Source organism: Bradyrhizobium denitrificans, assembly GCF_013179005.1.
Taxonomy (GTDB): domain Bacteria; phylum Pseudomonadota; class Alphaproteobacteria; order Rhizobiales; family Xanthobacteraceae; genus Bradyrhizobium; species Bradyrhizobium denitrificans.
Window position 1 is genome coordinate 68,659 of sequence record NZ_JABFDP010000001.1, and the last position, 23,968, is coordinate 92,626.

A 23,968-nucleotide genomic window follows, 5' to 3' on the forward strand; every position below is an offset into this window, starting at 1 on the left:
CCGTCAAGCCTCGCCGGTGCGCTGAATGAGATCGCGCTCCCAGCCGAACACCGAGCGTCCGTCGAGATCAGGCGACGCAGCCCGCTCGGTGGCGATGAAGGCGTCGAGCGATGGGCCGGACGCCGTGCGCTCGAGCCGTCGGGCCTGGTCGTCGAGCCGCTTCAGCGCCGACATCGCCTCGTCGCGGCCGAGCTTGGCCTGGCCCACCGCCGATTTGAGCACGCGGATGGTCTCGTCATAGACCTTGATGGGAACGGGATAAGGATGCCGATCCTTGCCGCCATGCGCCAGCGAGAACCGCGCCGGATCCGTGAACCGATACGGCGCGCCATGCACGACCTCGGCGACCATGGCGAGCGAACGCACGGTGCGCGCACCGACGCCGGGCGTCAGCAGCAGCTCGGGGAAGTCCACCGGCCCGCGCTCGGCCGCCGCCGCCAGCGTGCCGTGCAGCCGGCGCGCAAACACGTCCTTCGGCCTGACATCGTGATGGGCGGGCATGATGAGGTGCGGCAGCAGGCCCTGCGCCGGCTCCGGCGTGCTGAGCCGCGCGAACTCGGTGACGAGGCGGTCCGGTCCGAACTCGGTCAGCAGCTCGAGCTGGGCCTTGCGCGAAACCGCGGCGCGTCGGTCGGTGAGATTGACGATCTCGCCCTGGGCGGGGCCGTCGATCGCGCTATGCGGGGCGTCGACGAAATCCGCCAGCTGTTGCGAATGCCAGTGGTAGCGGCGGGCCTGGCGGGCGTCGCCATTCATGCCCTGCTGCACGACGGTCCATCTGCCGTCGGCGGTGACGAAGAAGCCGTGCAAATAAAGATCGAAGCCGTCCTGCACCGCGGCGCTGTCGACCTTGGCGACGAGCTTGCTGGTGCGCACCAGATCCTCGCCATCGAGGCCGAGCCGGTCGCTGAGCAGGCGAAGCTCGTCCGGCGTCTTGCGCGAATGCTCGCCGCGGCCGCCGCAGACATAGATGCCGAGCTCTCCGGACAGCGGCTTCAGCCCACGCTTCAGCGCACCGATCACGCTCGTGGTGATGCCAGAGGAATGCCAGTCCATGCCCATCACGGCGCCGAACGACTGGAACCAGAACGGATGCGACAGCCGGCTGAGGAATTCGTCGCGGCCATAATGATGCACGATCGCCTGGGTGATGATGGCGCCGAGCGTGGCCATGCGCGTGCCGAGCCAGGCCGGGACGCGCCCGGAATGGAGTGGAAGATCGGCGCTGCCGGTGCGTCGGGCCATCGGGACCTTGCAAAGCGGGACTGTCCCGTCAATGTAGCAGACGGCGGGCCCGAGCGCGATCCATCCGGCAGCGGCGGCCGACAGCATGGGGACCGACCGGTCATCATGGCTTCGGATGGGTGCTGTTCCCAATTCCTCCCGGAGCTGGCATTCTTGCTCTGCTTGGCGATGAGGGTCATATGACAAAGGCTGTGCTTGGGATTATCGGCGGCTCGGGCATCTATGATCTGCCCGGATTGGAAGCGGCCCGCGAGGAGGTGATCGCAAGCCCGTGGGGCGAGCCGTCGGCGCCGTTGCGCCGCGGGACCATCGCGGGACTGCCGATCGTCTTCCTTCCGCGGCACGACAAAGGGCACCGGCTGTCCCCGTCCGACATCAACTATCGCGCCAATATCGATGTGCTGAAGCGTGCCGGGGTCACCGACCTGGTGTCGCTGTCGGCCTGCGGTTCCTTCAAGGAGGAGCTGCCGCCCGGCACCTTCGTGCTGGTCGACCAGTTCGTCGATCGCACCTACAAGCGCGAGAGTTCGTTCTTCGGCAAAGGATGCGTGGCGCATGTCTCGATGGCGCATCCGGTCTCGCCGCGGCTGCGCATTCATCTGGCGGCTGCGGCCGAGGCCGAGGGCATCGCGATCGCGCGCGGTGGCACCTATGTCTGCATGGAGGGGCCGCAATTCTCGACCTATGCCGAAAGCATGACCTACAAATCCGCGGGCTATTCCGTCATCGGCATGACCAACATGCCGGAAGCCAAGCTCGCACGGGAGGCTGAGATCTGCTACGCGACTGTGGCGATGGTGACGGATTTCGATTGCTGGCATCCGGACCATGATGCGGTGACCGTGCAGGACATCATCCGCGTGCTCACCACCAATGCCGACAAGGCCAAGGGACTGGTGGCCCGGCTCGCCCGCGAATTTCCGCGCGAGCACGAGCCGTGCCCGATCGGCTCCGATCGAGCCCTCGACACCGCCCTGATCACCGCGCCCGAAGCGCGCGATCCCGAACTGCTGAAAAAACTCGATGCGGTCGCCGGCCGCGTTCTGCGCAACTGAGCTGAGGGCGGGCGATGAAGGTCGACGGCAAGCATTATCGCAGCATCTGGCTCGATGTCGACGGCTGGTCTGTCTGCGCGATCGATCAGCGCCGGTTGCCGCATGAATTCGTGCTGGCGAAGATCACGACCTGCGAGGAGGCGGCGGAGGCGATCCGCAGCATGCTGGTGCGTGGTGCGCCACTGATCGGCGCCACCGCCGCGTTCGGCATGGCGCTGGCGATGCGCGACGACCGCTCCGATCCGGGCATCGACCGCGCCTATGAGATGCTGATCGCGACGCGTCCGACCGCGATCAATCTCAAATGGGCGCTCGACACGATGCGCACGATGCTGCGCCGGCTGGCGCCGTCGGAGCGGCGTGACGCCGCCTATGCGCGCGCGGTCGACATCGCCGGCGAGGATGTGACGATCAACCAGGGCATCGCCAAGCACGGCCTCGCGCTGATCGAGGCGGCCGCGGCGCGCAAGACGCCGGGCGAGGTCGTGAACGTCCTCACCCATTGCAACGCCGGCTGGCTCGCGACCGTCGACTGGGGCACGGCGACGGCGCCGATCTATCTCGCGCATGATCGCGGCATTCCGATCCATGTCTGGGTCGACGAGACCCGGCCGCGCAACCAGGGCGCCTCGCTCACTGCCTGGGAGCTCGGTCATCACGGGGTGGCTCATACCGTCATCCCCGACAATACAGGCGGCCATCTGATGCAGCACGGCATGGTCGATCTCGCCATCGTCGGCACCGACCGCGTCGCGGCCAATGGCGATGTCTGCAACAAGATCGGTACCTATCTGAAGGCGCTCGCGGCCTACGACAATGGCGTGCCGTTCTATGTCGCGCTGCCATCGCCGACGATCGACTTCGCGGTCGGCGAGGGGCGGCAGATTCCGATCGAGCAGCGCAGCGCCCAGGAGGTCACCGAGATGACCGGCCGCACGGCGGACGGTCGCATCGAGACCGTCCGGATCGTTCCTCCGGGATCACCAGTGGCGAATTACGGCTTCGACGTTACCCCGGCCCGGCTGGTGACGGGATTGATCACCGAGCGCGGCGTCCTGCAGGCCGACGGCGCGGCACTGGCGGCGGCATTTCCGGAGCGGAGCAGCGCGGCGAACTAAGTGAGCCTGAGCCCGGTCGCGGCCTCGAGCTCGGTGATCGCCTGCGATGCGCTGACCACCTTGATCGTCGTCATGCCGAGGGCCCGCGCTGGCTTGAGGTTGACGCCGAGATCGTCGAGATAGACGCAATCGGCCGGATTGACGCCGAGCGCCTCGATCATCATCTGATAGATCCGCGGATCGGGCTTGCGCAAACCGATCTTGGCCGATTCGATGACGTGGTCGAACAGCGCCATCACCTCGGCGACGTAGAACGAGCGCCCGCTTTGGCTGCCGATCGCGTTGGCCGGCAGATTGTTGGTGATACAGCCGGTCTTGCACTCCGACTTGATCCGGCGGAGCGCCTCGACCATCTCGGGGCGGAGATCGCCGGCAAGCAGCGGCAGCACCTCGCGGCCGCTGACCGCGGCGCCGCCGAGCGCCAGCGACTCCTCGGCGAACAGCCGGTCGAACGTGTCCAGATCGATCTCGGCGCGCTCGAATTTCGCCCAGGCGTTCTCGAGGTGATTGGCGGCGTTGGTGTTCCGGATGATGTCGGCGGGATAGCCGCGCTCTCTTTCGAACCGCGCAAACGCCTCGAATGGCGATGTCGTCATGACGCCACCGAAATCAAAGATCACCGCCTCGACCATGATACTCTCATCCCCGCTCGATCTGCCGATGATCGCTATCATGGGACGCCGCGCTTGGCGATATCGCCGCCAGCGGCTATGTGTGCCGCGATGAAGCTCCTCGCCGCCACAGCTGTCACCGCCCTGCTGGTCTCCTCCCCGGCCGCCGCCATCGTCGGCAATGCGCCGGCTGTGACCGATGGCATTGGGCGGTCCGTCGTCACCATCGTCGGCTCGCGTGGTAATTTCTGCAGCGGCGCCTTGATCGCGCCGAAGCTGGTGCTGACCGCGGGCCATTGCGTGCAGCCGGGCGTCGATTATCGCATCGTGGAATATGATCGCGAGCGCAAGCCGGCCCTCAAGACGGTGCGGCGCGTGGCTGTGCATCCGGGCTTCAGCATGCAATCCATTCTCGCGCATCGCGCCACGGCCGATGTCGCGTTGCTGGAGTTGGCGGCTCCTGCGCCGGAGCGCGTTGCGGCGGTGCTGGGCGTGCCGCAATCGCCGCTGGCGGCCGGCAATATCTTCACGGTCGCGGGCATCGGCGTCGCGATTCCGGGTGATGGCAAAAGCGGCGGCGTGGTGCGCGCCGCGCCGCTGGTCGCGACCGGCAGACCGGGCACGTTGCAGATCCGGCTCGTCGATCCGGCGACGCAGGGCGCGAAGCCCGGCCTTGGCGGCTGCACCGGCGATTCCGGCGGGCCTGCATTCGAGACGCAGGCGCAGGGGCCGGTCCTGATCGGCGTGGTCTCATGGTCGACCGGGCCAAATCTGGGCGACGGCTGCGGCGGCATGACCGGCGTCACGCCGCTCACGCTGTATCGCGAGTGGGTGCTGCAGACCGCGCGGCAATGGGGCATGCCGCTCGGCGGAAATTGACGGCATCGCCGCCATGAGGCGGCGCGCTGCGACGGGTTGACCGTTGTCGTGATCAGGTTCAGCCTGTTACGCGAGGAAACAACAACCGTCCAAGGACAACAATGAACGTCATCGCGCCCATCCGGGAGGCTGCGTCCTCTCAGGCGACTGAACATTTCGACGTGCTGATCGTCGGCGCCGGCATCTCGGGCATCGGCAGTGCCTATCAGCTTGCCAGGCAGATGCCGGAGACCCGCTTCGTCATCCTGGAGAGCCAGGACAGTTTTGGCGGCACCTGGCGCACGCATCGCTATCCCGGCATCCGCTCCGACAGCGATCTGCATACGTTCGGCTACAGCTTCAAGCCGTGGGTCGGACCGCCGATCGCGACGGCCGAAGAGATCCTCAAATATATGGGCGACGTGATCGACGAGAACGACCTCGGCCGTCACATCCGCTACGGTCATCGCATCCTGTCAGCCAGCTGGTCCAGCGCGACCAATCTCTGGACGGTTCACGCGGTGAAGGGCACGGATCAGGAGCCCGTCACCGTCACGGCGAATTTCCTCTGGATGTGCCAAGGCTACTATCGCCACTCGAAAGGCTATACGCCGGAGTGGCCCGACATGGCAAAGTTCAGGGGCCGCATCGTGCATCCGCAAAGCTGGCCGGAGGATCTCGATCTCGCGGACAAGCGCGTCGTCGTCATCGGCTCCGGCGCGACTGCGGCAACGATCCTGCCGTCGATCGCCGGCAAATGCGCGCATGTCACCATGCTGCAGCGTTCGCCGACCTACTTCCGCATCGGCCGCAACGCCATCGAGCTGGCCGAGGAGCTGCGCCGATTGCAGGTCAAGGAGGAGTGGATCCACGAGATCGTCAGGCGCAAGATTCTGTTCGAGCAGGATTGGTTCACCAAGCGCTGCCTCAGCGAGCCGGATCAGGTGAAGAAGGAGCTGATCGGGCAGATCAGCGCGATCCTCGGACCGGAATATACCGCCAAGCACTTCACGCCGACCTACCGCCCGTGGCGGCAGCGCATTGCGTTCGTGCCGGATGCCGACCTGTTCGAAGGCATCAAGAGCGGCAAGGCTTCCGTCGTGACCGACGAGATCGAGCGCTTCACCGAAGACGGAATCCAGCTGAAGTCCGGCGATGTGCTCAAGGCCGACATCATTGTCACGGCGACTGGCTTCGATCTCTGCGTGCTCGGCGACATCGCGTTCACGATCGACGGCAGGCCGCTCGACTTCGCAGACACCGTCACCTATCGCGGCATGATGTTTACGGGCGTGCCAAATCTGGCCTGGGTGTTCGGCTATTTCCGCGCCAGCTGGACATTGCGCACCGATCTGGTAGCGGACTTCGTCTGCCGACTGCTCGTGCATATGAAGGAGAAGGGCGTGCACAAGGTCACGCCGACGCTGCGCCCGGAAGACCACAACATGCCGCTGCTGCCCTGGATCGATCCGGAGAACTTCAATCCGGGCTACATGATGCGCAACATGCATCTTCTGCCCAAGCGCGGCGACAAGCCCGAATGGCAGCATAGCCAGGACTATTGGAGCGAAAAGGACCAGATTCCTGCCATCGATCTGGATGATCCGGCGTTCCTGTACGGGTGAGCCGCCGCAGTCGTGCCCCGTCGCGCGCTAAAATCCGGTGCCATCCCGGCGAAGCCTGGCGACGCTGCGCGTCGACAGGCTTGCCCGGGATGACGTTGTGAGTTGTCAGCGACCGCTGAACGTACCTCAGCTCTCCCGCCGCGTCAGGCCGGTGGCGATTGCAGCTGCCGCGGTGCGGTTCTCGACGCCGAGCTTGGCGTAGATCTGCTCCAGATGCTTGTCGACGGTGCGGGGGCTCAGTCCGAGAATCTGCGCAATGTCGCGGTTGGTCTTGCCCTTTGACAGCCAGGACAGCACCTCCGCCTCGCGTACGGTGAGACCGAACTCGCTGGAGAACTCCTTCGGCAGCTCGCCCGACGATTCCTTGGCGAGCCGCAGCAGGAATTCGTTGGGGCCGGCACCGCCCATGTAGTACAGGCGCAACTCCGGATGGTCGGGGACCGACGCCATCGGCTTGGTGCCGCCCTTGCCCTTCTGCGCCTGGTCCAACCATTGCCGCAACGCGTCCGGCAGCACGAGCTCCTCGGCCGTACCAAGGCTGTCGGAGAGCAGACGCTGCGCCTGCGGGGTCGCCCACATCAAGCGGCCCTCGCGGTTCACCGCGAGCAGAAAGCGGCCTGAGACGTCGAGCGCCGCACGCGCGCTCTGCGTCATCCTTGCGTTGGCGAGATGCACGCGGATCCGCGCCAGCATTTCCTCGACCGCGATCGGCTTGGTGACATAGTCGACGCCGCCGGCCTCCAGGCCTTGGACGATATGCTCGGTGTCGGCCAGCCCGGTCATGAAGATCACGGGAACATTGGAGAGGCCGGCCTCGCGCTTGAGCTTGCGGCAGGTCTCGAAGCCGTCGATGCCGGGCATGACGGCGTCGAGCAGGATGATGTCCGGCGTGATCTGGTCGACGATGCGCATCGCCGCCGCGCCATCGAGCGCGACCATGACCGTCATGCCGGCGCCATCGAGCGCGTCGGTGAGCAGCCGCAGCGTCTCCGGCGAGTCGTCGACGACCAGCGCGACATCGCGCTTCTTGCTGTCAGTGCTCATAGGCGTGCAGGGTCTTCAGAGTTGCCATGTACTGATCGAGGTCGAAACGGTCGATCAGCGTGCGCATCTGGGCGACGAAGTCGGCATGCTCGGGGTGCGCGCTGCCGATCTCGTCAAGCTTGAGCTGAATGGCCCTGATATAGCCGATCTGGCCGAGGCCCATCAGCTCCTCGACATATCTCGGCGGCGGCCGTGATCCGGTTTCCGGCCGCCAGCGCGGCTGTGCCACGGGAATGTCGGTCTGATAGCTCCAATCGAGCTTCAGCAATTGTCGGATTGCCTCCAACAGCCGCGGAATGTCGATTGGCTTCATCAGATAGCTGTCATGGAACGGCTGCGCCAGCGGGCGTCCATGAGCCTCGAGCGCGCTCGCCGATGTCATGAGGATGCGCGCCTGATGATGGCCGCTGCTGCGCAAGGTCTCGGCGACGGTCCAGCCGTCCATGCCGGGCATCGAGATGTCCAGGATGAACAGGTCCGGCTGGCAGTGCTGCGCCAATGCCAGACAGGACGGCCCGTCGGGTGCGCTGAGCAGAATGAAGCCGAGCGGGGTCAACACCTCTCGCAGCAGGTCGCGGTGGACGGGATCGTCGTCGGTGATCAGGATGGTCTTGCGTGGGCCGAGATAACCCGCGACCGGCGCCTTCACAGGCGCGTGCCGCGTCGGATTGGTCACCTCGGAGAGCAGGATCTTCACCTTGAACGTGCTGCCGAGACCGACCTTGCTTTCCACCTTGATGTCGCCGCCCATCACGCCGGCGAGCAGCCGGCTGATGGTCAAGCCGAGGCCGGTGCCCGTTTGCGGCTGCGCCGCACCGAGCGCGCCGCGCTCGAACGGAGCGAAGATACGTTCCAGGTCATCGGGCTGAATGCCGGGGCCAGTATCGATCACCTCGAATTCGGCGACGGGGCTGCGGTAGTGGACGACGAACTGGACGCTGCCTTCCTGGGTGAACTTGATCGCATTCGACAACAGGTTGATCAGGATCTGCCGAAGCCGTTTCTCGTCCGCGTAGACCACAAGCGGCAGCACGGCCGGACGCTTGAACACGAAATCGATACCTTTCGCTGCCGCCTGCAGCCGGAACATGCCGACGAGCTGGTCGAGGAACTCGCTGAGACGCACCTCGTCGCGCGACAGATACAGCCGTCCGGCCTCGATCTTCGAAATATCGAGAATGCCGTCGATCAGTCCAGAGAGATGATCGGCGCTGCGCCGGACGACACGGACCTGGTCGCGCGGCTTCGGCGCGAGGCTCGTATCCTGCTCGAGCAGCTGCGCATAGCCGGAGATCGCGTTCAGCGGCGAGCGTAGTTCGTGGCTGAGTCCGACCACGTAGCGGCTCTTGGCGAGGTTCGCCGATTCCGCCACCTCCTTGGCGCGCTGCAGTTCGGCATCGGTGCGCTTGTGGGCTTCGATCTCCTGGATCAAGAGCTGGGTCTGGCGCCGTGTCTCGGCCTCGGCCGCGCGGCGGCTCTGCTGCGCCAGCACGAACAGCCAGGTCACGACACCGATGATGATGGAGAGGGCGAAGAACACCTTCCAGAGAACGTCGGAGATGATGCCCTTGAAGCCGGGCAATGCGGCGGATGTTTCCAGATAGATCATGCCGAGCGTCAGCGCGACCAGCCCGGCGGAGGTCAGAAACACGCCGACATAATGCCCGAACTGCGAGTTGATCTTGGCCAGCACGGATTGCGGCAGCATGCCGCTGAGCGCCGCGGCGACCTGCGCCTGCGCGCGCGCATGCGGCTTGCAAAGATCGTGGCAGCGTGCGTCCAGCGAACAGCAGAGCGAGCAGATCGGGCCGGCATAGGCCGGGCAGGAGGTGGTGTCCTCTGGCTCGAAATGATGCTCACAGATGCAGCATTGGATCTGCTCGATGTTCTGCCAGCTCCGCTTCGGCTTGCGTGCCAGGTAGTATTTCCCGTCTGTCAGATAGGCGATCGCCGGGGCGGTGACGAGCGCAACGCCGAGCGCGACGAAGGTCGACAGCGCCTTTCCGGTCGGCCCGAACAGACCGTAGAAGGCGCTGATCGAGACGATGGTCGCCATGGTCATGGCGCCGACGCCGACCGGATTGATGTCGTACAGGTGAGCGCGCTTGAACTCCATTTGCGGCGGCCGCAGCCCGAGCGGCCGGTTGATCACGAGGTCGGCCACGAGAGCGCCGACCCAGGAGATCGCGATATTGGAGTACAGGGCCAGCGTCTGCTCGAGCGCCTTGTAGACGCCGATCTCCATCAACAGCAGCGCCACGACGACGTTGAACACCAACCACACCACGCGGCCGGGATGGCTGTGGGTCAGCCGTGAGAAGAAGTTCGACCAGGCAATCGAACCGGCGTAGGCATTCGTGACGTTGATCTTGATCTGCGACAGGATCACGAAGGTGCCGGTCAAGGCGAGGGCGAGGTCCGGCTGCGCCAGCACGTAGCGGAACGCCTCGAGGTACATGTGCGCCGGCTCGGCGGCGCGCTCTGCCGACACGCCGTGGCTCAGGGCGAAGAAGGCGAGGAACGACCCCGCCAGCAGTTTGAGCGCGCCGAGCACGATCCAGCCCGGGCCAGCCGAGAGCAGCGCGATCCACCAAGACCGGCTGGACGTGCGGCGGTCGCGCGGCAGGAAGCGCAGGAAGTCGACCTGCTCGCCGATCTGGGCGACCAGCGAAAACACCACGGCCGCGGCCGTGCCGAACAGCGCCAGATCGAGATGCCCGGCCGGATCGCCATGCTCGCCCGGGAACTGCTGCCATTCGGCGAAGGAGTGCGGGCTCGCATAGGCGATCGCCGCGAACGGCAGGATGTGCAGCACGACCCATAGCGGTTGGGTCCAAAGCTGGAACCGGCTGATCAGCGTGATGCCATAGGTGACGAGCGGAATGATGACGACCGCGCTGATCAGGTAGCCGACCGGCCGCGGGATACCGAAGCACATCTCCAGCGCAGACGCCAGGATCACCGCCTCGATCGCGAAGAAGATGAAGGTGAACGACGCATAGATCAGCGACGTCACGGTCGAGCCGATATAGCCGAAGCCGGCACCGCGCGTCAGCAGGTCGATGTCGATGCCGCATTTGGCGGCATGATAGGCGATCGGCAGGCCGCAGCAGAAGATGATGACGCTGGCGATGAGGATCGCCGCGGTGGCGTTGGTCACGCCATAGTTCAGCGTGATGGTGCCTCCGATCGCCTCCAGCGCCAGGAACGAGATCGCGCCCAGCGCGGTGTTGGCCACGCGGGCGGCGGACCAGCGCCGCGCGCTCTTGGCCGTGAAACGAAGTGCGTAGTCCTCCAACGTCTGGTTGGCGACCCACTGGTTGTACTGGCGCCTGACGCGGTCGATCCGCTGCCGCCCTGCCACTCTCGAACTCCTGACCGCGAAGCGGTTGTCCCGCACGCTCTGTCCCACCCCTCGCAAGATCTGCGTAGAGCCTACGTCGCGCTTTTGCGGTGCAGTATACGCAATCTTGCGTATCCGTGCAGTGCAGGAAGCGCGCCATCCTTCGTCCGACCCAAAGCGTGTCCTCGAACCAATGAATGGGGTGCTCATGTCAGACGAAACTGAAAAAGGCCTGAAGTCGCCGCTTCGGCGCCAATTGCTGATGGGAATGGCAGCTCTCCCGGCGCTGACGATGTTGCCGCGGCCGTCGTTTGGCGCCGGCCCCGCAACCTCTGCTGTCAACACGACCGGACTTGCAGTCACTGATAGTGAGGTGACGGTCGGCATTCTGCATTCGGTCACCGGTACCATGGCGATCTCGGAGACCGGCTCGGTGCAGGCCGAGAAGCTCGCGATCGAGCAGATCAACGCCGCCGGCGGCGTGCTCGGCCGCAAGATCAAGTATATCCAGGAAGACGGCGCGTCCGACTGGCCGACCTTCGCCGAGAAGGCCAAGAAGCTCCTGGTCAACGACAAGTGCGCCGCCGTCATGGGCTGCTGGACCTCGGCCTCGCGCAAGGCGGTGCTGCCGGTGTTCGAGCAGTACAACGGCATGCTGTATTATCCGACCTTCTATGAAGGCCTCGAGCAGTCCAAGAACGTCATCTACACCGGCCAGGAAGCCACCCAGCAGATCATCGCCGGCCTCGACTGGGTCAACAAGACCAAGGGGGCAAAGACCTTCTATCTGCTCGGCTCCGACTACATCTGGCCGCGCACCTCGAACAAGATCGCGCGCAAGCACATCGAGGGACATCTGCAGGGCGCCAAGGTCGTCGGCGAGGAATATTTCCCGCTCGGCCACACCCAGTTCAATTCGGTGATCAACAAGATCAAGCTGACAAAGCCGGACGTGATCTACGCGATCATCGTCGGCGGTTCGAACGTCGCGTTCTACAAGCAGCTCAAGGCGGCCGGCATCGACATGTCGAAGCAGACCTTGCTCACCATCTCCGTGACCGAGGACGAGATCGACGGTATCGGCGGTGAGAACATCGCCGGCGCCTATGCCTGCATGAAGTACTTCCAGTCGCTCGACAACGCCAACAACAAGGCATTCGTCTCGGCGTTCAAGAAGATGTGGGGCGAGAAGACCGTCATCGGCGACGTCACCCAGGCGGCCTATCTCGGTCCGTGGCTGTGGAAGTTGACGGTGGAGAAGGCCGGCAGCTTCGATGTCGACAAGGTCGCCGCCGCCTCCCCGGGCATCGAGTTCAAGGGTGCGCCGGAAGGCTATGTGCGGATCCACGAGAACCACCATCTCTGGTCCAAGACCCGCGTCGGCCGTGCCAAGGCGGACGGTCAGTACGAGCTGATCTACGAGACCGCCGATCTGGTCGAGCCCGATCCGTTCCCGAAGGGCTATCAGTAAGTCTGGCGCCTCGCGCTTCATTGCGATGAGCCCATGAAGCGACGTTGTCGCCGCACAAGAAGTGCGCTCCCTCCCCCCTTGTGGGGGAGGGGTGGGGAGGGCGGATCGCACCCGCAGCTCGTCGTGGGGACCCCCTCCCTAGCCCTCCCCCACAAGGGGGGAGGGAAAGATCCCGGTCGTGGAGTCAGACTTCGCGAGCCGATCCACTTTCCAGCCCGCATCACGAGAGGACGGATCATGTTCGGTGACTATTCCATCGGTGACCTCGGGGCCATCTTCGCGATGCAGGGCTTCGCGGGCCTCATCCTGTTTTCGGTCTATGTGCTGATGGCGCTGGGGCTTGCCATCATCTTCGGCCAGATGGGCGTCATCAACATGGCGCATGGCGAGTTCATGATCCTCGGCGCCTACGTCACCTGGATGACGTCGAACGCCTTCCAGAGTTTCCTGCCCGCGCTGTTTCCCGGCTACTTCTTCGTCGCGATGGCGCTGGCCTTCATCGCCTCCGGATCCCTGGGGATGCTGGTCGAATGGGCGATGATACGACGGCTCTACAAGCGGCCGCTCGATACGCTGCTCGCGACCTGGGGCCTCAGCCTGATCCTGCAGCAGGCCTATCGCTCGGTGTTCGGCGCCCGCGAGGTCGGCGTCGAGCTGCCGGAGTGGATGATGGGCTCCTGGCAGGCCACCGATGCGATCCAGATCCCGATCAACGGCATGTTCGTGATGTGCCTGACCATCCTGATCACGATCGTCGTGGCTTATGTGCTGTTCCTGTCGCGCTGGGGTCGCCAGGTCCGCGCCGTGGTGCAGAACCGCGTGATGGCCGGCGCCGTCGGCATCAACACTGAGAAGGTCGACCGCTACACCTTCGGCCTCGGCTGCGGCATCGCCGGCGTCGCCGGCTCCGCCTTCACGATGATCGGCTCGACCGGTCCGACCGCCGGCCAGCTCTACATCGTCGACACCTTCCTGGTCGTCGTGTTCGGCGGCGCCGCCAGCCTGCTCGGCACCATTGCGTCGGCTTTCACCATCTCCCAGGCGCAGTCGACCATGGAGTTCTTCATGTCCGGCTCGATGGCCAAGGTGCTGACGCTGCTGGCGATCGTCGCCATCCTGATGATGCGGCCGCAGGGGCTGTTCGCCCTCAAGGTCCGCAAATGAGCCAGCTCCGGCAGTCCAACAAGAAAGCACGGCCATGATCATCAACTCGCGCTTTTTCAACCGATCAGAACTCATCGGCTTCGTCTCGCTGCTGCTCCTGCTCGTCGTCATCCTGCCCCTGGCGCTGGATGTGTTCCGCCTGAACCTGGTCGCGAAATATCTGACCTATGCCTTCGTCGCGATCGGCCTGGTGCTGTGCTGGGGCTATGGCGGCATTCTCAGCCTGGGGCAGGGCGTGTTCTTCGGCCTTGGCGGCTACTGCATGGCGATGTTCCTGAAGCTGGAGGCCTCAAGCGTCGCCAACACCAAGATCCAGTCGACGCCTGGCATCCCCGACTTCATGGACTGGAATCAGCTGACCCAGCTGCCGTTCTTCTGGAAGCCGTTCCAGAGTTTTCCATTCGCGCTTGCGGCAATCATCCTGGTGCCGGCGATCTTCTCCTTCATCATCGGGGCCGCGATGTTCAAGCGGCGGGTCGGCGGCGTCTACTTCGCGATCATCACCCAGGCCATCGCGGCCATCATGACGATCCTGATCGTGGGACAGCAGGGTTACACCGGCGGCATCAACGGCATTACCGACCTCCGCACCTTGCACGGCTGGGACATCCGTACCGATCATGCCAAGTACATCCTCTATTTCGTCGAGGTGTTCTTCCTGTTCGTCGCCATCCTGGTGGCGCAGTTCATCCGCCTGACCAAGCTCGGCCGTATCCTGGTGGCGATGCGTGAACAGGAGGATCGCGTGCGCTTCTCCGGCTATAGCGTCGCCAACTTCAAGATCTTCGCCTTCTGTGCGGCGGCGGTCTTTGCCGCGGTCGGCGGCGCGCTGTTCACCCTCGAGGTCGGCTTCATGTCGCCGTCCTTCGTGGGCATCGTGCCCTCGATCGAGATGGTGATCTACACCGCGGTCGGCGGCCGGCTGTCGATCTTTGGCGCGGTCTACGGCTCGCTGCTGGTCAACTTCGCCAAGACCAGCCTGTCGGAGACCTTCCCGCAGCTCTGGTTGTTTGGCCTCGGCGCGCTCTTCATCGCGGTCGTCCTCGCTTTCCCGAACGGTCTCGCCGGCATCTGGGGCGATTATGTGCAGCCGCGCATCGACCGGCTGCTGGCGTCGCGCAGCAAGAAATCCGGCAATGGCGGCCTTGTCGCCAACGGCGCCCCCGCAGAGTGAGGACACAGCGATGCTCATCGGTCATCAGCCCAAGGACTTCCTGCTCGCGGTCGAGGCGCTCACCGTCTCCTTCGACGGCTTCAAGGCGGTCAACGATCTCTCCTTTTATGTCGAGGAGAACGAGATCCGCGTCATCATCGGCCCGAACGGTGCTGGCAAGACCACGGTGCTCGACCTGATCTGCGGCAAGACCAAAGCGACCTCCGGCTCGATCCAGTTTCGCGGCAAGGAGCTGACCAAGCTGCGCGAGAACGAGATCGTCAAGGCCGGCGTCGGCCGCAAGTTCCAGACGCCCTCGGTGTTCGAGGATCTCAGCGTGTTCGAGAATCTCGAGATCTCGTTCCCGCGCGGCCGCACCGTATTCGGCTCGCTGACCTTCCAGCGCGATGCGACCGTGAAGGATCGTGTCGAGGAGGTCGCCGAGATGATCTTCCTCAAGGATCGTCTCAAGACCTCGGCCGCCGAGCTCAGCCATGGCCAGAAGCAGTGGCTCGAGATCGGCATGCTGCTGATCCAGAACCCGGACCTCTTGATGCTCGACGAGCCCGTCGCCGGGATGAGCGTCAGCGAGCGCGCCAAGACCGCCGAGCTGCTCAACCGCATCATCAAGGACCGCTCGGTGCTGGTCATCGAGCACGATATGAAGTTCGTCGAGGACATCGCTCACAAAGTGACGGTGCTGCACCAGGGACAGATCCTGTCCGAAGGCACGATGGACAAGGTCAAGAACGACCCCAAGGTCGTCGAAGTCTATCTCGGGCATTGAGCCGATGTTCGAGACATCAGTCCATCCACACCCTCGCTGCGCCCCCCTCCCCCTTGCGGGGAGGGGTCGGGGGTGGCGGTCCACAACGGCGGTCTCGCCCGGAGCCACCCCCACCCCCAACCCCTCCCCGCAAGGGGGAGGGGAGAACAGACAGCTCGTCGAAGCAACGAACAGGGAACAGGCGTGATGCTCGCAATCTCCGATCTCCATGTCGCCTACGGCCAGAGCGAGGTGCTGCATGGCCTCAACGTCAAAGTCGCGCCCAACGAGATCGTCGCGATCATGGGTCGCAATGGCATGGGCAAGACCACGCTGATGAAATCGCTGATGGGCATCCTGCCGTCCAAGAGCGGCTCCATCGACATGAATGGCACCGAGCTGTCCGGGCTGAAGAGCTATGAGCGCGTCGCCAAGGGACTCGCTTATGTGCCGCAGGGCCGCATGATCTTCTCGACCATGACGGTCAAGGAGAACATCGAGACCGGCCTCGTCGTCTCCGGCGAGTCCGAGGTGCCCGGTGACATCTATGAGCTGTTTCCGGTGCTGCTGGAGATGAAGGGCCGCCGCGGCGGCAACCTCTCCGGCGGCCAGCAGCAGCAGCTCGCGATCGCGCGCGCGCTCGCCACCAAGCCGAAGGTGCTGCTGCTCGACGAGCCGACCGAGGGCATCCAGCCGTCGATCATCAAGGAGATGGCGCGCACCCTGAAGCGCATCCGCGACGAGAAGGGACTGTCGATCGTCGTTTCCGAGCAGGTGCTGAGCTTCGCGCTCGACATCGCCGACCGCGTGCTGGTGATCGAGAACGGCGAGATCGTCCGTGACGATCCGCGCGATCAGGTCGATGCCGCGCAGGTCTCGAAATATCTGTCCGTCTAACCACTCCGTCCAAGCAGGTAAAAGGGGAGCTTCTGATGCCAGACACATTGATCAAGGTCGATCTCACCAAGTCGGCCTACGAGAACGACAAGGTGCACAACCGCTGGCACCCGGACATTCCGATGGTCGAGTGGGTCAATCCCGGTGATGACTTCATCATCGAGACCTATGACTGGACCGGCGGCTTCATCAAGAACAACGACTCCGCCGATGACGTGCGCGACATCGACCTGTCGATCGTGCACTTCCTCTCGGGTCCGATCGGCGTCAAGGGCGCCGAGCCCGGCGACCTCCTGGTCGTCGACCTGCTCGATGTCGGTCCTCTGAAGGAGAGCCTGTGGGGCTTTAACGGTTTCTTCTCCAAGCAGAATGGCGGCGGCTTCCTGACCGATCACTTCCCGCTGGCCCAGAAGTCGATCTGGGACATCAAGGGCCTGTACACCTCGTCGCGTCACGTGCCCGGCGTCAACTTCGCCGGCCTGATTCATCCCGGCCTGATCGGCTGTCTGCCCGATCCGAAGCTGCTCGCGACCTGGAATGAGCGCGAGACCGCGCTGATTGCGACCAACCCGACCCGCGTGCCGGGCCTCGCCAATCCGCCATTCGCGCCGACCGCCCACGCCGGCCAGGCCAAGGGCGACGTCAAGGCCAAGATCGGCGCCGAGGGCGCGCGCACTGTGCCGCCGCGCGAGCATGGCGGCAATTGCGACATCAAGGACCTGTCGCGTGGCTCGAAGATCTACTTCCCGGTCTACGTGCCCGGCGGCGGCCTCTCGATGGGCGACCTGCATTTCAGCCAGGGCGACGGCGAGATCACCTTCTGCGGCGCCATCGAGATGGCGGGCTGGCTGCACATCAAGGTCGACGTCATCAAGGACGGTGTGGCCAAATACGGCATCAAGAATCCGATCTTCAAGCCGTCGCCGATCACGCCGAACTATCGCGACTACCTGATCTTCGAGGGCATCTCGGTCGACGAGGCCGGCAAGCAGCATTATCTCGACGTCCACATCGCCTACCGGCAGGCCTGTCTCAACGCCATCGAGTACCTCAAGAAGTTCGGCTACTCGGGCGCCCAGGCCTACTCGATCCTCGGCACCGCGCCGGTGCAGGGTCACATCTCCGGTGTCGTCGACGTGCCCAATGCCTGCGCGACGCTCTGGCTGCCGACGGAGATCTTCGACTTCGACGTGATGCCGTCGGCGGCCGGGCCGATCAAGCACATCAAGGGCGATATCCAGATGCCGATCTCGCCGGACAAGTAATTCTTCTCCCTGCGCGATGGGTGCGGGACGGCAACGTCTTTGCCGCCCCGCATCCGCCGCGCGGGACTTGGAGACGATCGTTGCGCAGGAGACGAGACAATGCCGGTTTACGAATATCTCTGTGATGCATGCGGGCCGTTCACCGACATGCGACCGATGTCCGAATGTGATGATCCGCAGGTCTGCCCGCAATGTGCAGATATGGCGCCGCGCGTGATCCTCACCGCGCCCGCCTTCGCCTGCATGCCGGCGGAGCGGCGCACGGCGCATGCCACCAACGAACGCAGCCGCCACGCGCCGCAGACGCTCGCGGAATACAAGGCGAAACACGGGCCGGGCTGCGGCTGCTGCTCGCCGAAGAAGTCGCCGCGGCTGATGACCAAATCCAAGAGCGGCGCCAAGGGTTTTCCCACGGCGCGGCCATGGATGATCAGCCACTGAGTGAAAGCCATGGGCGGCGCGATGCGCCGTCCCTCAGCGTGACGCGGGCACGCGGCGCGGTCCCGGTGCGGGCTGCCCGCCGAACTTGGCGCTCATCGCATTCGCGCCGTCGCTGATGTCGACCAGCGTCTTGCGGCTGTCGTCGATCACCTTAGCGGATTTGCGCTTGAAGCTGTCGACGAGCTCGCGCATCGACTTGATCTGGTCGAACAGCTGGCCGGGATTGCCGTCCGCGAAGCCGGGAATGGTGCCGTCGATCTTGGTCACCAGAGTGTCGAAGCCCTTGAAGATGTCCTCGGCCTTGTCGATCGCGGCGTCGATTGCTGCCGTCTTCTCCTGCAGCGCGGCGGTTTCGGACTGGAAGCTCTGCAGCGCCTCCTTGATCGCCGGGGCGTTGCTGACGACGTATTTATCGATGTTGTGCACCGTCTCGACCATCGTCTCCTGGTCCTTGAGATCGGCTGTCAGCACCGGCACGCCGTCGTGATCGAGCGGCACCGGCGGCGCCGTCGGCGCGCCGCCGACCAGCGAGATTGCGGCGATGCCGGTGAGTCCCTGGAACTCGATGCCGGCCGTGGTGTCCTTGCGAATCGGCGCGGATTTGTCGAGCGTGATCATGGCGACGATCCGGCGCGGACTCTCGAGATTGATCGAGAGGATCTGTCCGGCCTGCACGCCGTCGAAATTGACCGGGCCGCCCTTGCGCAGGCCGGCCGCCGAGCCGCCGTCAAACACCACCCGCATCACGCTGCGCTGCTGGGCGATGCGCGACTTCTGCTTGATCAGCAGGCCGCTGATGCCAGCCGCCACCGCCGCGATCGTCAGGGTTCCAACAATGAGATTGATCGCGCGCATTTGTGTCCGCCGCTGCCTCGGCCGATTTTAGCCGTTAAGCCGCGCTGTTGAAAGCTCAGCGCGCGAGCCCGGGTCGGGACGGGGCGGCGAGGCCGGCCAGCAGCACCGAGAGAATGCCGGTCAGGAAGATACCGTCAAAGGTTCCGGCGCCGCCGATCGAGGCCACGGGGGCGCCGAGGCTGCCGATCTTGTCGAGGTTCATCAGGTCGGCCCCGACCAGCGTCCCCATCGAGCCGCCGATGTAGGCCAGCGGCGCGGCATATTCGCGCGACAGCAGGAAGGCCAGGATCGCGGTGACGACGACGGGTGCGAACACCGGCACGGCGATGCCGACGCCCTGCACCGGCGTCGCCATGGCATGGATGATCACCGCGATCACCAGCACGGCGATGACAGCGCGCAGCCACAGCTGGTAGCGCAGCACGAGATAGGTCGACATGATGGTCGGGATCACGGCGCCACCGATATTGACCGCGAGCAGGGTGCCGGGCCATTGATGCACCAGCGGCACGACATATTGCATGCCGAAAAAGTCGATGACTTCGCCGGAGCGGGCGACCGGTCCGGGCAGCATGGTGATCGGGATGTTGAAATAGCTGCCGACCAGCGATCCCAACAGCAGCAGCATTGCGGTGCCCGAGCTGACGCCGAGCTTCATATAGGCGTAGCGCAGGATGCCGAGCTGGATCAGGACGATCAGCGCACCGAAGGCCAGCACCAGGATCGCGAAGAAGGCGGGCGTGATCGGCAGATATTGGATCTGGGAATGCATGGCGGAAGCGCTTGGAATGTGAGCCTGACTGACTCCGCCGTATCATCTCACGGAGCAGGCGGGCTGACAAATGCTCATCCGGCGCCTGGTTCCCTTTGGCTGGCCGTGCTCGTTCATCGCGCGGCGATCAGCGTGGCGTGCAGCACGTAGCGCTCCGGCCCCTGTGTCAGCGCATCGAAGGGCCAGCAGGTCGAGAGCACGAGCTCCGGATTGTCCGTCGTCGGATCGATGCCGGAGGCATCGAAGCGGACGATGCTGAACGCGTCGGCACGGTAACGAAAAGTCTTGCCGTCGCGCCTGACGACCTCGATCTCGTCGCCGATCCTGACGTCGCGCAGGAAGCGGAAATGCGTGTCGCGATGCGCGGAAAAGACCGCGATGCCGCGCTCCCCCGGCTCCGCTGTTCCCTCGACATGGCCGGCGCCGAAGGCCAAGGCCTGGCCGCTGGAGCCGGCCAGCGCGATGGTGGAGACGCCGAGTCGCTTCACGTCGATACGCGCCACCGGGACGGTGTCAGCCCATGACCATGGCTTGACGGAATGGCCGGTGGCGATGGTCTGGCTGAAGGCCCTGTCGAGCAGCACCTGCGCGACCATCGCCTTGGCATGGATGAGGGCGCCGTGGCCGAAGAGGGCGAGGCCAACCAGCGCGACTACGAGCGGGACGACACAGCGGGGCATCCTCTCTCCTTTCGTCATTGCGAGGAGCGAAGCGACGAAGCAATCCAGAGTCGTGGACGCAGCTCCTGGATTGCTTCGCTGCGCTCGCATCGACAGTGCCCCTTAGTTGGCTGTCCGTCGCCGGATAGCGATGAGCCAAATCAGTTCCAGCATCAGGATTCCGAGCCCCAGCAGCATGCTCAGCTCGGCATTCGTCGCCGTCTTCGGCAGGGTGATTGTGGCCGGCGCCGTCGGCACGACCGGCCGCTTCAGCGCGGCGAACTGGACGTCGCCATCCGCTTCGGCACGGCGCTCCTTCGGCACGCCCGGCATCCGGCTGCGCTCGCCGAACACCTTCTCGAAGTCCCAGCCGGCCGGCAGGTTGATTGGCAGCTCGGCGAGCTTGAGCGGCTCGCCGTCGGGGCGCCGCGGGGTCTTGTCGACGGCGACGAGGCTGGTCAGGCGCGTGACCAGCTGATGGTCCAGCGCCAGCCTGAGAATGGCGCCATCGGATTCTTCCGGCGTCATCTGGCGCATCGTCTTCGCCACTTCGGCATCGCCGATCTTGCGCCGGGCCCACAGTTTTGACAGGCCCTTGCCCGCGGCGGCGCCGGCGAGCGGCAGCGTGATGGTCCATGGCTGATCGCCGATCCGCGCCTTGAGCTGCAGCGACCCGGCGAGACGGTCGATCCTGGCGGCCAGCACCAGCGGCTCATTGCGATAGACGTCCGGCAGCACAGCCGGTGTGAGGTCGGCGGAGGCTTCGGAAAACGTGGCGGTCAGGCCAGTCACGACCGGATTCTCCAGCTTGGCGAACAGGTCACGCATGCGCTCCTCGACCTGCTCGACCGAGCCGATAGGGGTGAAGGCGCCGCGGCCGAGCTCGGCGGCGCGCGTCATCAGGTAGGTGTTGGGCGCCGAGCCGATGCCGACCATGAAGATGCGCGAGCGGCCGCGCATCGCCGTGATGGTCTCGAACAGCTGCTGCTCGTTGCCGATGGCGCCGTCGGTCAGGAACACCACCTGGCGCACGCGGTCGCTGTCGCTGCCGTCGTCGGTGAGCGCCGCACGCATCGCCGGCACCATCTCGGTGCCGCCGCGCGCCTCGAGCGCGCTCACGAAGCTGGTCGCGCTGCCGACATGTTCAGCGTCGGCCGGCACCGAGGATGGAAACAGCACCGTCATCGTGTCGTCGAAGCGGATCACGTTGAAGCGGTCATTGGGCTGCAGCCGTCCCAGCGCATAAAGCAGGCTGGCCTTGGCCTGGCGGATCGAGGTGCCGCCCATCGAGCCGGAATTGTCGATCACGAAGATCACGTCGCGCGGCTGCGGGCGCTGCGCTGACGCCGCGACCGCCGGCGGCGTGATAAAGGCGAGCAGATAATCGGCATCGCCGACCTGCTCGTGAAACAGGCCGACCGACGGCATGGCGACAGAAGCCGGCTTCCAGGTCAGCTCGAAATCACGATCGGCCGGCGCCACGCCCTCGGCCAGGGTCACGATCCGCGTCTTCGCATCGGGGCTGTCGATCGTCACCTGGTGATGATGGCTCTTGACCTCGCCGAGCGCGAATCCGGCCTGCAGCCGCACTGTGATCTTGGTGGGATTGACCGGATCGGTCTTGGCGGGGTCGAGCACCTCCGGCGAGATGCGGTCGCGGTCCGGCACCGGATCATTGCTTGCGGCGCTCCAGCCATCGCTGCCCGGACGCAGGTCGACGCTCTGCACGATCGGCGCGGGATTGTAGCGCGGCGCGACGACCAACGGCACCCGCAGCGAGAACGCGCCATCCACCTGCGCCACCGGCTGCTGATATTCGATCTGCACCAGCACGGTCTCGCCGGGGCCGATATTGGCGAGCGAGTTGGTGAAGATGTTCGGACGCTCCTGCTCGGTCAGCGCGGCGGTCTTGCCGTCGCGCTTGGCCTGCTCGTAGATCACCTTGGCCTGCTCGCGCGGCTTGATGTCGCCGATCACGACGCGATCGCCGACGATCATCTTCAGCGTATCGACCGCGCTATCCGGCGGCAGCGGATAGACATAGACCGCCTCCATCCATTGCGAGCTCGTGTTCCTGAACAGCTGCGTCACGTGCGCCCGCGCCGTTGGGCCGGAGACGATGATGTCGACATCGATGCCGAGCCGCGGCGCCTCGGCATAGCCCGCGTCGGACTTGAACAGCAGCGCGCCGGAGCGCGCGTCGCGCGGCTTGGTCAGCGGAGCTGGCGGGCCTTCGGCCGACCAACCCGGCGTGATGCTGAGAAACAGCGCCGTGAAGCCGACCAGCAGCACCGCGGCGGCCTGCAGCAACAGGAACAGCAGCATGGTCACGATCCACGACCGGATCGGATGGGCACTGCGGCGGATGTCGTAGTCGATCGTCTCACTCATCGGTGGCTCCGCAACGAACAGGATAGGGCAGGCCGAGATTGAGCGCGGTGCCCCGTCGCCGCGAGCGGAATGGTCGGTCTTGTTCGGCCCCCGTCCGCCCGGCATTGTCCGGTGCCGGCCAAGCGCGCGGCTGATCTGTGCGGGTTTGTGCTGATTTGTCCGTCTGCTAGAAGGGGCAACGCCACGCAGCAGGGGACCGCATGTCGATACCGGAGAACGAGCTGTCGGACGAGCTGAGCCGGCAGGTGGCGGAGACCATCCGCGAGGAGATCGCGCGCCGCCGCATGTCACGGCAGGCGCTGGCGGAGCAGGCGAAGCTGAGTCTGTCGACGCTGGAGAAGGCGCTCGGCGGCCGCCGTCCGTTCACGCTCGCGACCATCGTCCGGCTCGAGCAGGCGCTCGGGATGGCCTTGCGCAAGGCGCCGAGCCCGCCAGTTGCAGCACCAGGCGCAAGTGGCGGCATCGCGCCAGATAGCCTCGGCTCCTATTCGCGGCGGGCGGTGGAGTGGATCGAAGGCACCTATGTCACTTTGCGGCCGTCATTCGGCGACAAGGAGGCGATCTACGCCTACCGCACCGACATCGTCTGGGACGATGCGGCCTCGTCCCTGGTGTTTCGCGAGGGCGCGCGGCTGGATGCGGCGTTCACGCAGTTCGGCGAGGTCGCCGTGCCCAACCAGTCCGGTTTCGTCTACCTGGTCACCAACCGCCACGGCCAGCACCGCCTGATCACGGTGTCGCGCCCGACCATCACCGGCGAGATGTACGGCATCATCACGACGCTGCTCGCCGGCCGCGGCTCGCTGCTGACGCCCATCGCGGCCCCCGTCGCGCTGTTGCCGCTGCGCAATGTCGTCGCGCCGAGCTTCGGCCGGCTCGGTGCTGACGATCCACACTTTGCGCTGTATCGCGAGCACCTGCGCAAGACGCTCGAGGAGCCGTTTGCGCTGTTCGTGCAGGGCGTGCCGTGACGTGTGAGAGCACACAACGAACCGCTGTCATTGCGAACAGCAGCGAAGCAATCCAGAGTCCTCGCGTCGCCCTGGATTGCTTCACGCTCGCAATGACGGAGCTCCTGGTCGATGACATCGCGCCTCACGGCTTGCCTGGACTGGCGCCCGCTGGGCGGGACTGATCACTGCGCACCCCGCTTGGTGAGGGGAGGCACGCGAACGCCTGTCGGCGTTCGCTCCGGTCGTCCACCGCAGCTGCAATCGACGCTGCATCGCGCGTCA

Annotated in this window: 20 protein-coding genes; 12 read left to right on the forward strand and 8 right to left on the reverse strand. The window is 65.1% G+C overall.

The features are described 5' to 3' along the window. Positions 1–3: 3 nt before the first annotated feature. Complete coding sequence (locus HL671_RS00225) at positions 4–1,245, reverse strand: DUF763 domain-containing protein (RefSeq protein ID WP_012040966.1); 1,242 nt, start codon at positions 1,243–1,245, stop codon at positions 4–6. A gap of 179 nt (positions 1,246–1,424) precedes the next feature. Between HL671_RS00225 and HL671_RS00230 the strand changes: the two genes are divergently transcribed. Further along, on the forward strand, positions 1,425–2,300 hold the full coding sequence (locus HL671_RS00230; RefSeq protein WP_012040967.1) for an S-methyl-5'-thioadenosine phosphorylase: 876 nt from the start codon (positions 1,425–1,427) through the stop codon (positions 2,298–2,300). A 14-nt stretch (positions 2,301–2,314) separates the two neighbouring features. Beyond that, positions 2,315–3,418, forward strand: a complete 1,104-nt coding sequence (mtnA, locus tag HL671_RS00235; protein ID WP_172235286.1) for an S-methyl-5-thioribose-1-phosphate isomerase — start codon at positions 2,315–2,317, stop codon at positions 3,416–3,418. Here the strand turns inward: mtnA and HL671_RS00240 are convergent. Continuing rightward, on the reverse strand, positions 3,415–4,053 hold the full coding sequence (locus HL671_RS00240) for an HAD-IA family hydrolase (protein ID WP_172235444.1): 639 nt from the start codon (positions 4,051–4,053) through the stop codon (positions 3,415–3,417). The genes mtnA and HL671_RS00240 overlap by 4 nt on opposite strands. An 87-nt stretch (positions 4,054–4,140) precedes the next feature. On the opposite strand from HL671_RS00240, the gene HL671_RS00245 reads away from it, so the two are divergent. Together HL671_RS00245 and HL671_RS00250 are read left to right on the forward strand one after the other, a co-directional pair. Further along, positions 4,141–4,908: a S1 family peptidase gene (locus HL671_RS00245; protein ID WP_172235287.1), complete on the forward strand. Its 768-nt coding sequence runs from the start codon at positions 4,141–4,143 to the stop codon at positions 4,906–4,908. Between the two features lie 101 nt (positions 4,909–5,009). Further along, positions 5,010–6,512: a flavin-containing monooxygenase gene (locus tag HL671_RS00250; protein ID WP_172235288.1), complete on the forward strand. Its 1,503-nt coding sequence runs from the start codon at positions 5,010–5,012 to the stop codon at positions 6,510–6,512. A gap of 126 nt (positions 6,513–6,638) precedes the next feature. Here HL671_RS00250 and HL671_RS00255 read toward each other — a convergent pair whose 3' ends face one another. Both HL671_RS00255 and HL671_RS00260 read right to left on the reverse strand, forming a co-directional pair. Continuing rightward, positions 6,639–7,556, reverse strand: a complete 918-nt coding sequence (locus HL671_RS00255) for a response regulator transcription factor (protein ID WP_172235289.1) — start codon at positions 7,554–7,556, stop codon at positions 6,639–6,641. Beyond that, complete coding sequence (locus HL671_RS00260) at positions 7,546–10,920, reverse strand: hybrid sensor histidine kinase/response regulator (protein ID WP_012040973.1); 3,375 nt, start codon at positions 10,918–10,920, stop codon at positions 7,546–7,548. The genes HL671_RS00255 and HL671_RS00260 overlap by 11 nt, the downstream gene beginning before the upstream one ends. 187 nt (positions 10,921–11,107) lie before the next feature. Here HL671_RS00260 and urtA point away from each other — a divergent pair, with 187 nt between their 5' ends. From urtA to HL671_RS00295, 7 genes are all read left to right on the forward strand, one after another. Continuing rightward, the gene (urtA, locus tag HL671_RS00265) at positions 11,108–12,370 is read left to right on the forward strand and encodes an urea ABC transporter substrate-binding protein (protein WP_041751202.1); all 1,263 of its coding nucleotides are present in this window, start codon (positions 11,108–11,110) and stop codon (positions 12,368–12,370) included. Positions 12,371–12,607: 237 nt separating this feature from the next. Continuing rightward, entirely contained in the window at positions 12,608–13,534 is a 927-nt protein-coding gene (gene urtB, locus HL671_RS00270; protein ID WP_012040975.1) for an urea ABC transporter permease subunit UrtB, read from the forward strand. A 34-nt stretch (positions 13,535–13,568) separates the two neighbouring features. Then, positions 13,569–14,708, forward strand: coding sequence for an urea ABC transporter permease subunit UrtC (gene urtC / locus HL671_RS00275; RefSeq protein WP_012040976.1), 1,140 nt, complete (start codon positions 13,569–13,571; stop codon positions 14,706–14,708). A 10-nt stretch (positions 14,709–14,718) separates the two neighbouring features. Next, a complete protein-coding gene (gene urtD / locus HL671_RS00280) occupies positions 14,719–15,474 on the forward strand; it encodes an urea ABC transporter ATP-binding protein UrtD (protein ID WP_172235290.1) in 756 nt (251 codons plus the stop codon). Between the two features lie 186 nt (positions 15,475–15,660). Beyond that, positions 15,661–16,350: an urea ABC transporter ATP-binding subunit UrtE gene (gene urtE, locus HL671_RS00285; protein ID WP_012040978.1), complete on the forward strand. Its 690-nt coding sequence runs from the start codon at positions 15,661–15,663 to the stop codon at positions 16,348–16,350. A 35-nt stretch (positions 16,351–16,385) separates the two neighbouring features. Next, a complete protein-coding gene (fmdA, locus tag HL671_RS00290; RefSeq protein WP_009031409.1) occupies positions 16,386–17,615 on the forward strand; it encodes a formamidase in 1,230 nt (409 codons plus the stop codon). Positions 17,616–17,714: 99 nt separating this feature from the next. Next, positions 17,715–18,056, forward strand: a complete 342-nt coding sequence (locus HL671_RS00295; protein WP_012040979.1) for an FmdB family zinc ribbon protein — start codon at positions 17,715–17,717, stop codon at positions 18,054–18,056. A gap of 33 nt (positions 18,057–18,089) precedes the next feature. Here HL671_RS00295 and HL671_RS00300 read toward each other — a convergent pair whose 3' ends face one another. From HL671_RS00300 to HL671_RS00315, 4 genes are all read right to left on the reverse strand, one after another. Further along, positions 18,090–18,911 (reverse strand): MlaD family protein, encoded by an 822-nt coding sequence (locus HL671_RS00300; protein ID WP_012040980.1) that lies wholly within the window; start codon positions 18,909–18,911, stop codon positions 18,090–18,092. A gap of 55 nt (positions 18,912–18,966) precedes the next feature. Further along, on the reverse strand, positions 18,967–19,683 hold the full coding sequence (locus HL671_RS00305) for a DUF1614 domain-containing protein (RefSeq protein ID WP_012040981.1): 717 nt from the start codon (positions 19,681–19,683) through the stop codon (positions 18,967–18,969). A 113-nt stretch (positions 19,684–19,796) separates the two neighbouring features. Next, a complete protein-coding gene (locus tag HL671_RS00310; RefSeq protein WP_012040982.1) occupies positions 19,797–20,363 on the reverse strand; it encodes a class GN sortase in 567 nt (188 codons plus the stop codon). A 102-nt stretch (positions 20,364–20,465) separates the two neighbouring features. Beyond that, entirely contained in the window at positions 20,466–22,733 is a 2,268-nt protein-coding gene (locus HL671_RS00315; protein ID WP_172235291.1) for a marine proteobacterial sortase target protein, read from the reverse strand. Between the two features lie 200 nt (positions 22,734–22,933). On the opposite strand from HL671_RS00315, the gene HL671_RS00320 reads away from it, so the two are divergent. Next, on the forward strand, positions 22,934–23,704 hold the full coding sequence (locus HL671_RS00320) for a helix-turn-helix domain-containing protein (RefSeq protein ID WP_012040984.1): 771 nt from the start codon (positions 22,934–22,936) through the stop codon (positions 23,702–23,704). The last annotated feature ends 264 nt before the right edge of the window (positions 23,705–23,968 follow it).

Excerpts from the sequence above, each read along its gene's own strand:
- urtE (WP_012040978.1), top strand. The coding sequence starts at position 15,661 with ATGCTCGCAATCTCCGATCTCCATGTCGCCTACGGCCAGAGCGAGGTG.
- urtD (WP_172235290.1), top strand. The coding sequence starts at position 14,719 with ATGCTCATCGGTCATCAGCCCAAGGACTTCCTGCTCGCGGTCGAGGCG.
- urtC (WP_012040976.1), top strand. The coding sequence starts at position 13,569 with ATGATCATCAACTCGCGCTTTTTCAACCGATCAGAACTCATCGGCTTC.
- HL671_RS00305 (WP_012040981.1), bottom strand. The coding sequence starts at position 19,683 with ATGCATTCCCAGATCCAATATCTGCCGATCACGCCCGCCTTCTTCGCG.
- HL671_RS00255 (WP_172235289.1), bottom strand. The coding sequence starts at position 7,556 with ATGAGCACTGACAGCAAGAAGCGCGATGTCGCGCTGGTCGTCGACGAC.
- HL671_RS00250 (WP_172235288.1), top strand. The coding sequence starts at position 5,010 with ATGAACGTCATCGCGCCCATCCGGGAGGCTGCGTCCTCTCAGGCGACT.
- urtA (WP_041751202.1), top strand. The coding sequence starts at position 11,108 with ATGTCAGACGAAACTGAAAAAGGCCTGAAGTCGCCGCTTCGGCGCCAA.
- urtB (WP_012040975.1), top strand. The coding sequence starts at position 12,608 with ATGTTCGGTGACTATTCCATCGGTGACCTCGGGGCCATCTTCGCGATG.
- fmdA (WP_009031409.1), top strand. The coding sequence starts at position 16,386 with ATGCCAGACACATTGATCAAGGTCGATCTCACCAAGTCGGCCTACGAG.
- HL671_RS00245 (WP_172235287.1), top strand. The coding sequence starts at position 4,141 with ATGAAGCTCCTCGCCGCCACAGCTGTCACCGCCCTGCTGGTCTCCTCC.
- mtnA (WP_172235286.1), top strand. The coding sequence starts at position 2,315 with ATGAAGGTCGACGGCAAGCATTATCGCAGCATCTGGCTCGATGTCGAC.
- HL671_RS00300 (WP_012040980.1), bottom strand. The coding sequence starts at position 18,911 with ATGCGCGCGATCAATCTCATTGTTGGAACCCTGACGATCGCGGCGGTG.
- HL671_RS00230 (WP_012040967.1), top strand. The coding sequence starts at position 1,425 with ATGACAAAGGCTGTGCTTGGGATTATCGGCGGCTCGGGCATCTATGAT.
- HL671_RS00310 (WP_012040982.1), bottom strand. The coding sequence starts at position 20,363 with ATGCCCCGCTGTGTCGTCCCGCTCGTAGTCGCGCTGGTTGGCCTCGCC.
- HL671_RS00225 (WP_012040966.1), bottom strand. The coding sequence starts at position 1,245 with ATGGCCCGACGCACCGGCAGCGCCGATCTTCCACTCCATTCCGGGCGC.
- HL671_RS00315 (WP_172235291.1), bottom strand. The coding sequence starts at position 22,733 with ATGAGTGAGACGATCGACTACGACATCCGCCGCAGTGCCCATCCGATC.
- HL671_RS00320 (WP_012040984.1), top strand. The coding sequence starts at position 22,934 with ATGTCGATACCGGAGAACGAGCTGTCGGACGAGCTGAGCCGGCAGGTG.
- HL671_RS00295 (WP_012040979.1), top strand. The coding sequence starts at position 17,715 with ATGCCGGTTTACGAATATCTCTGTGATGCATGCGGGCCGTTCACCGAC.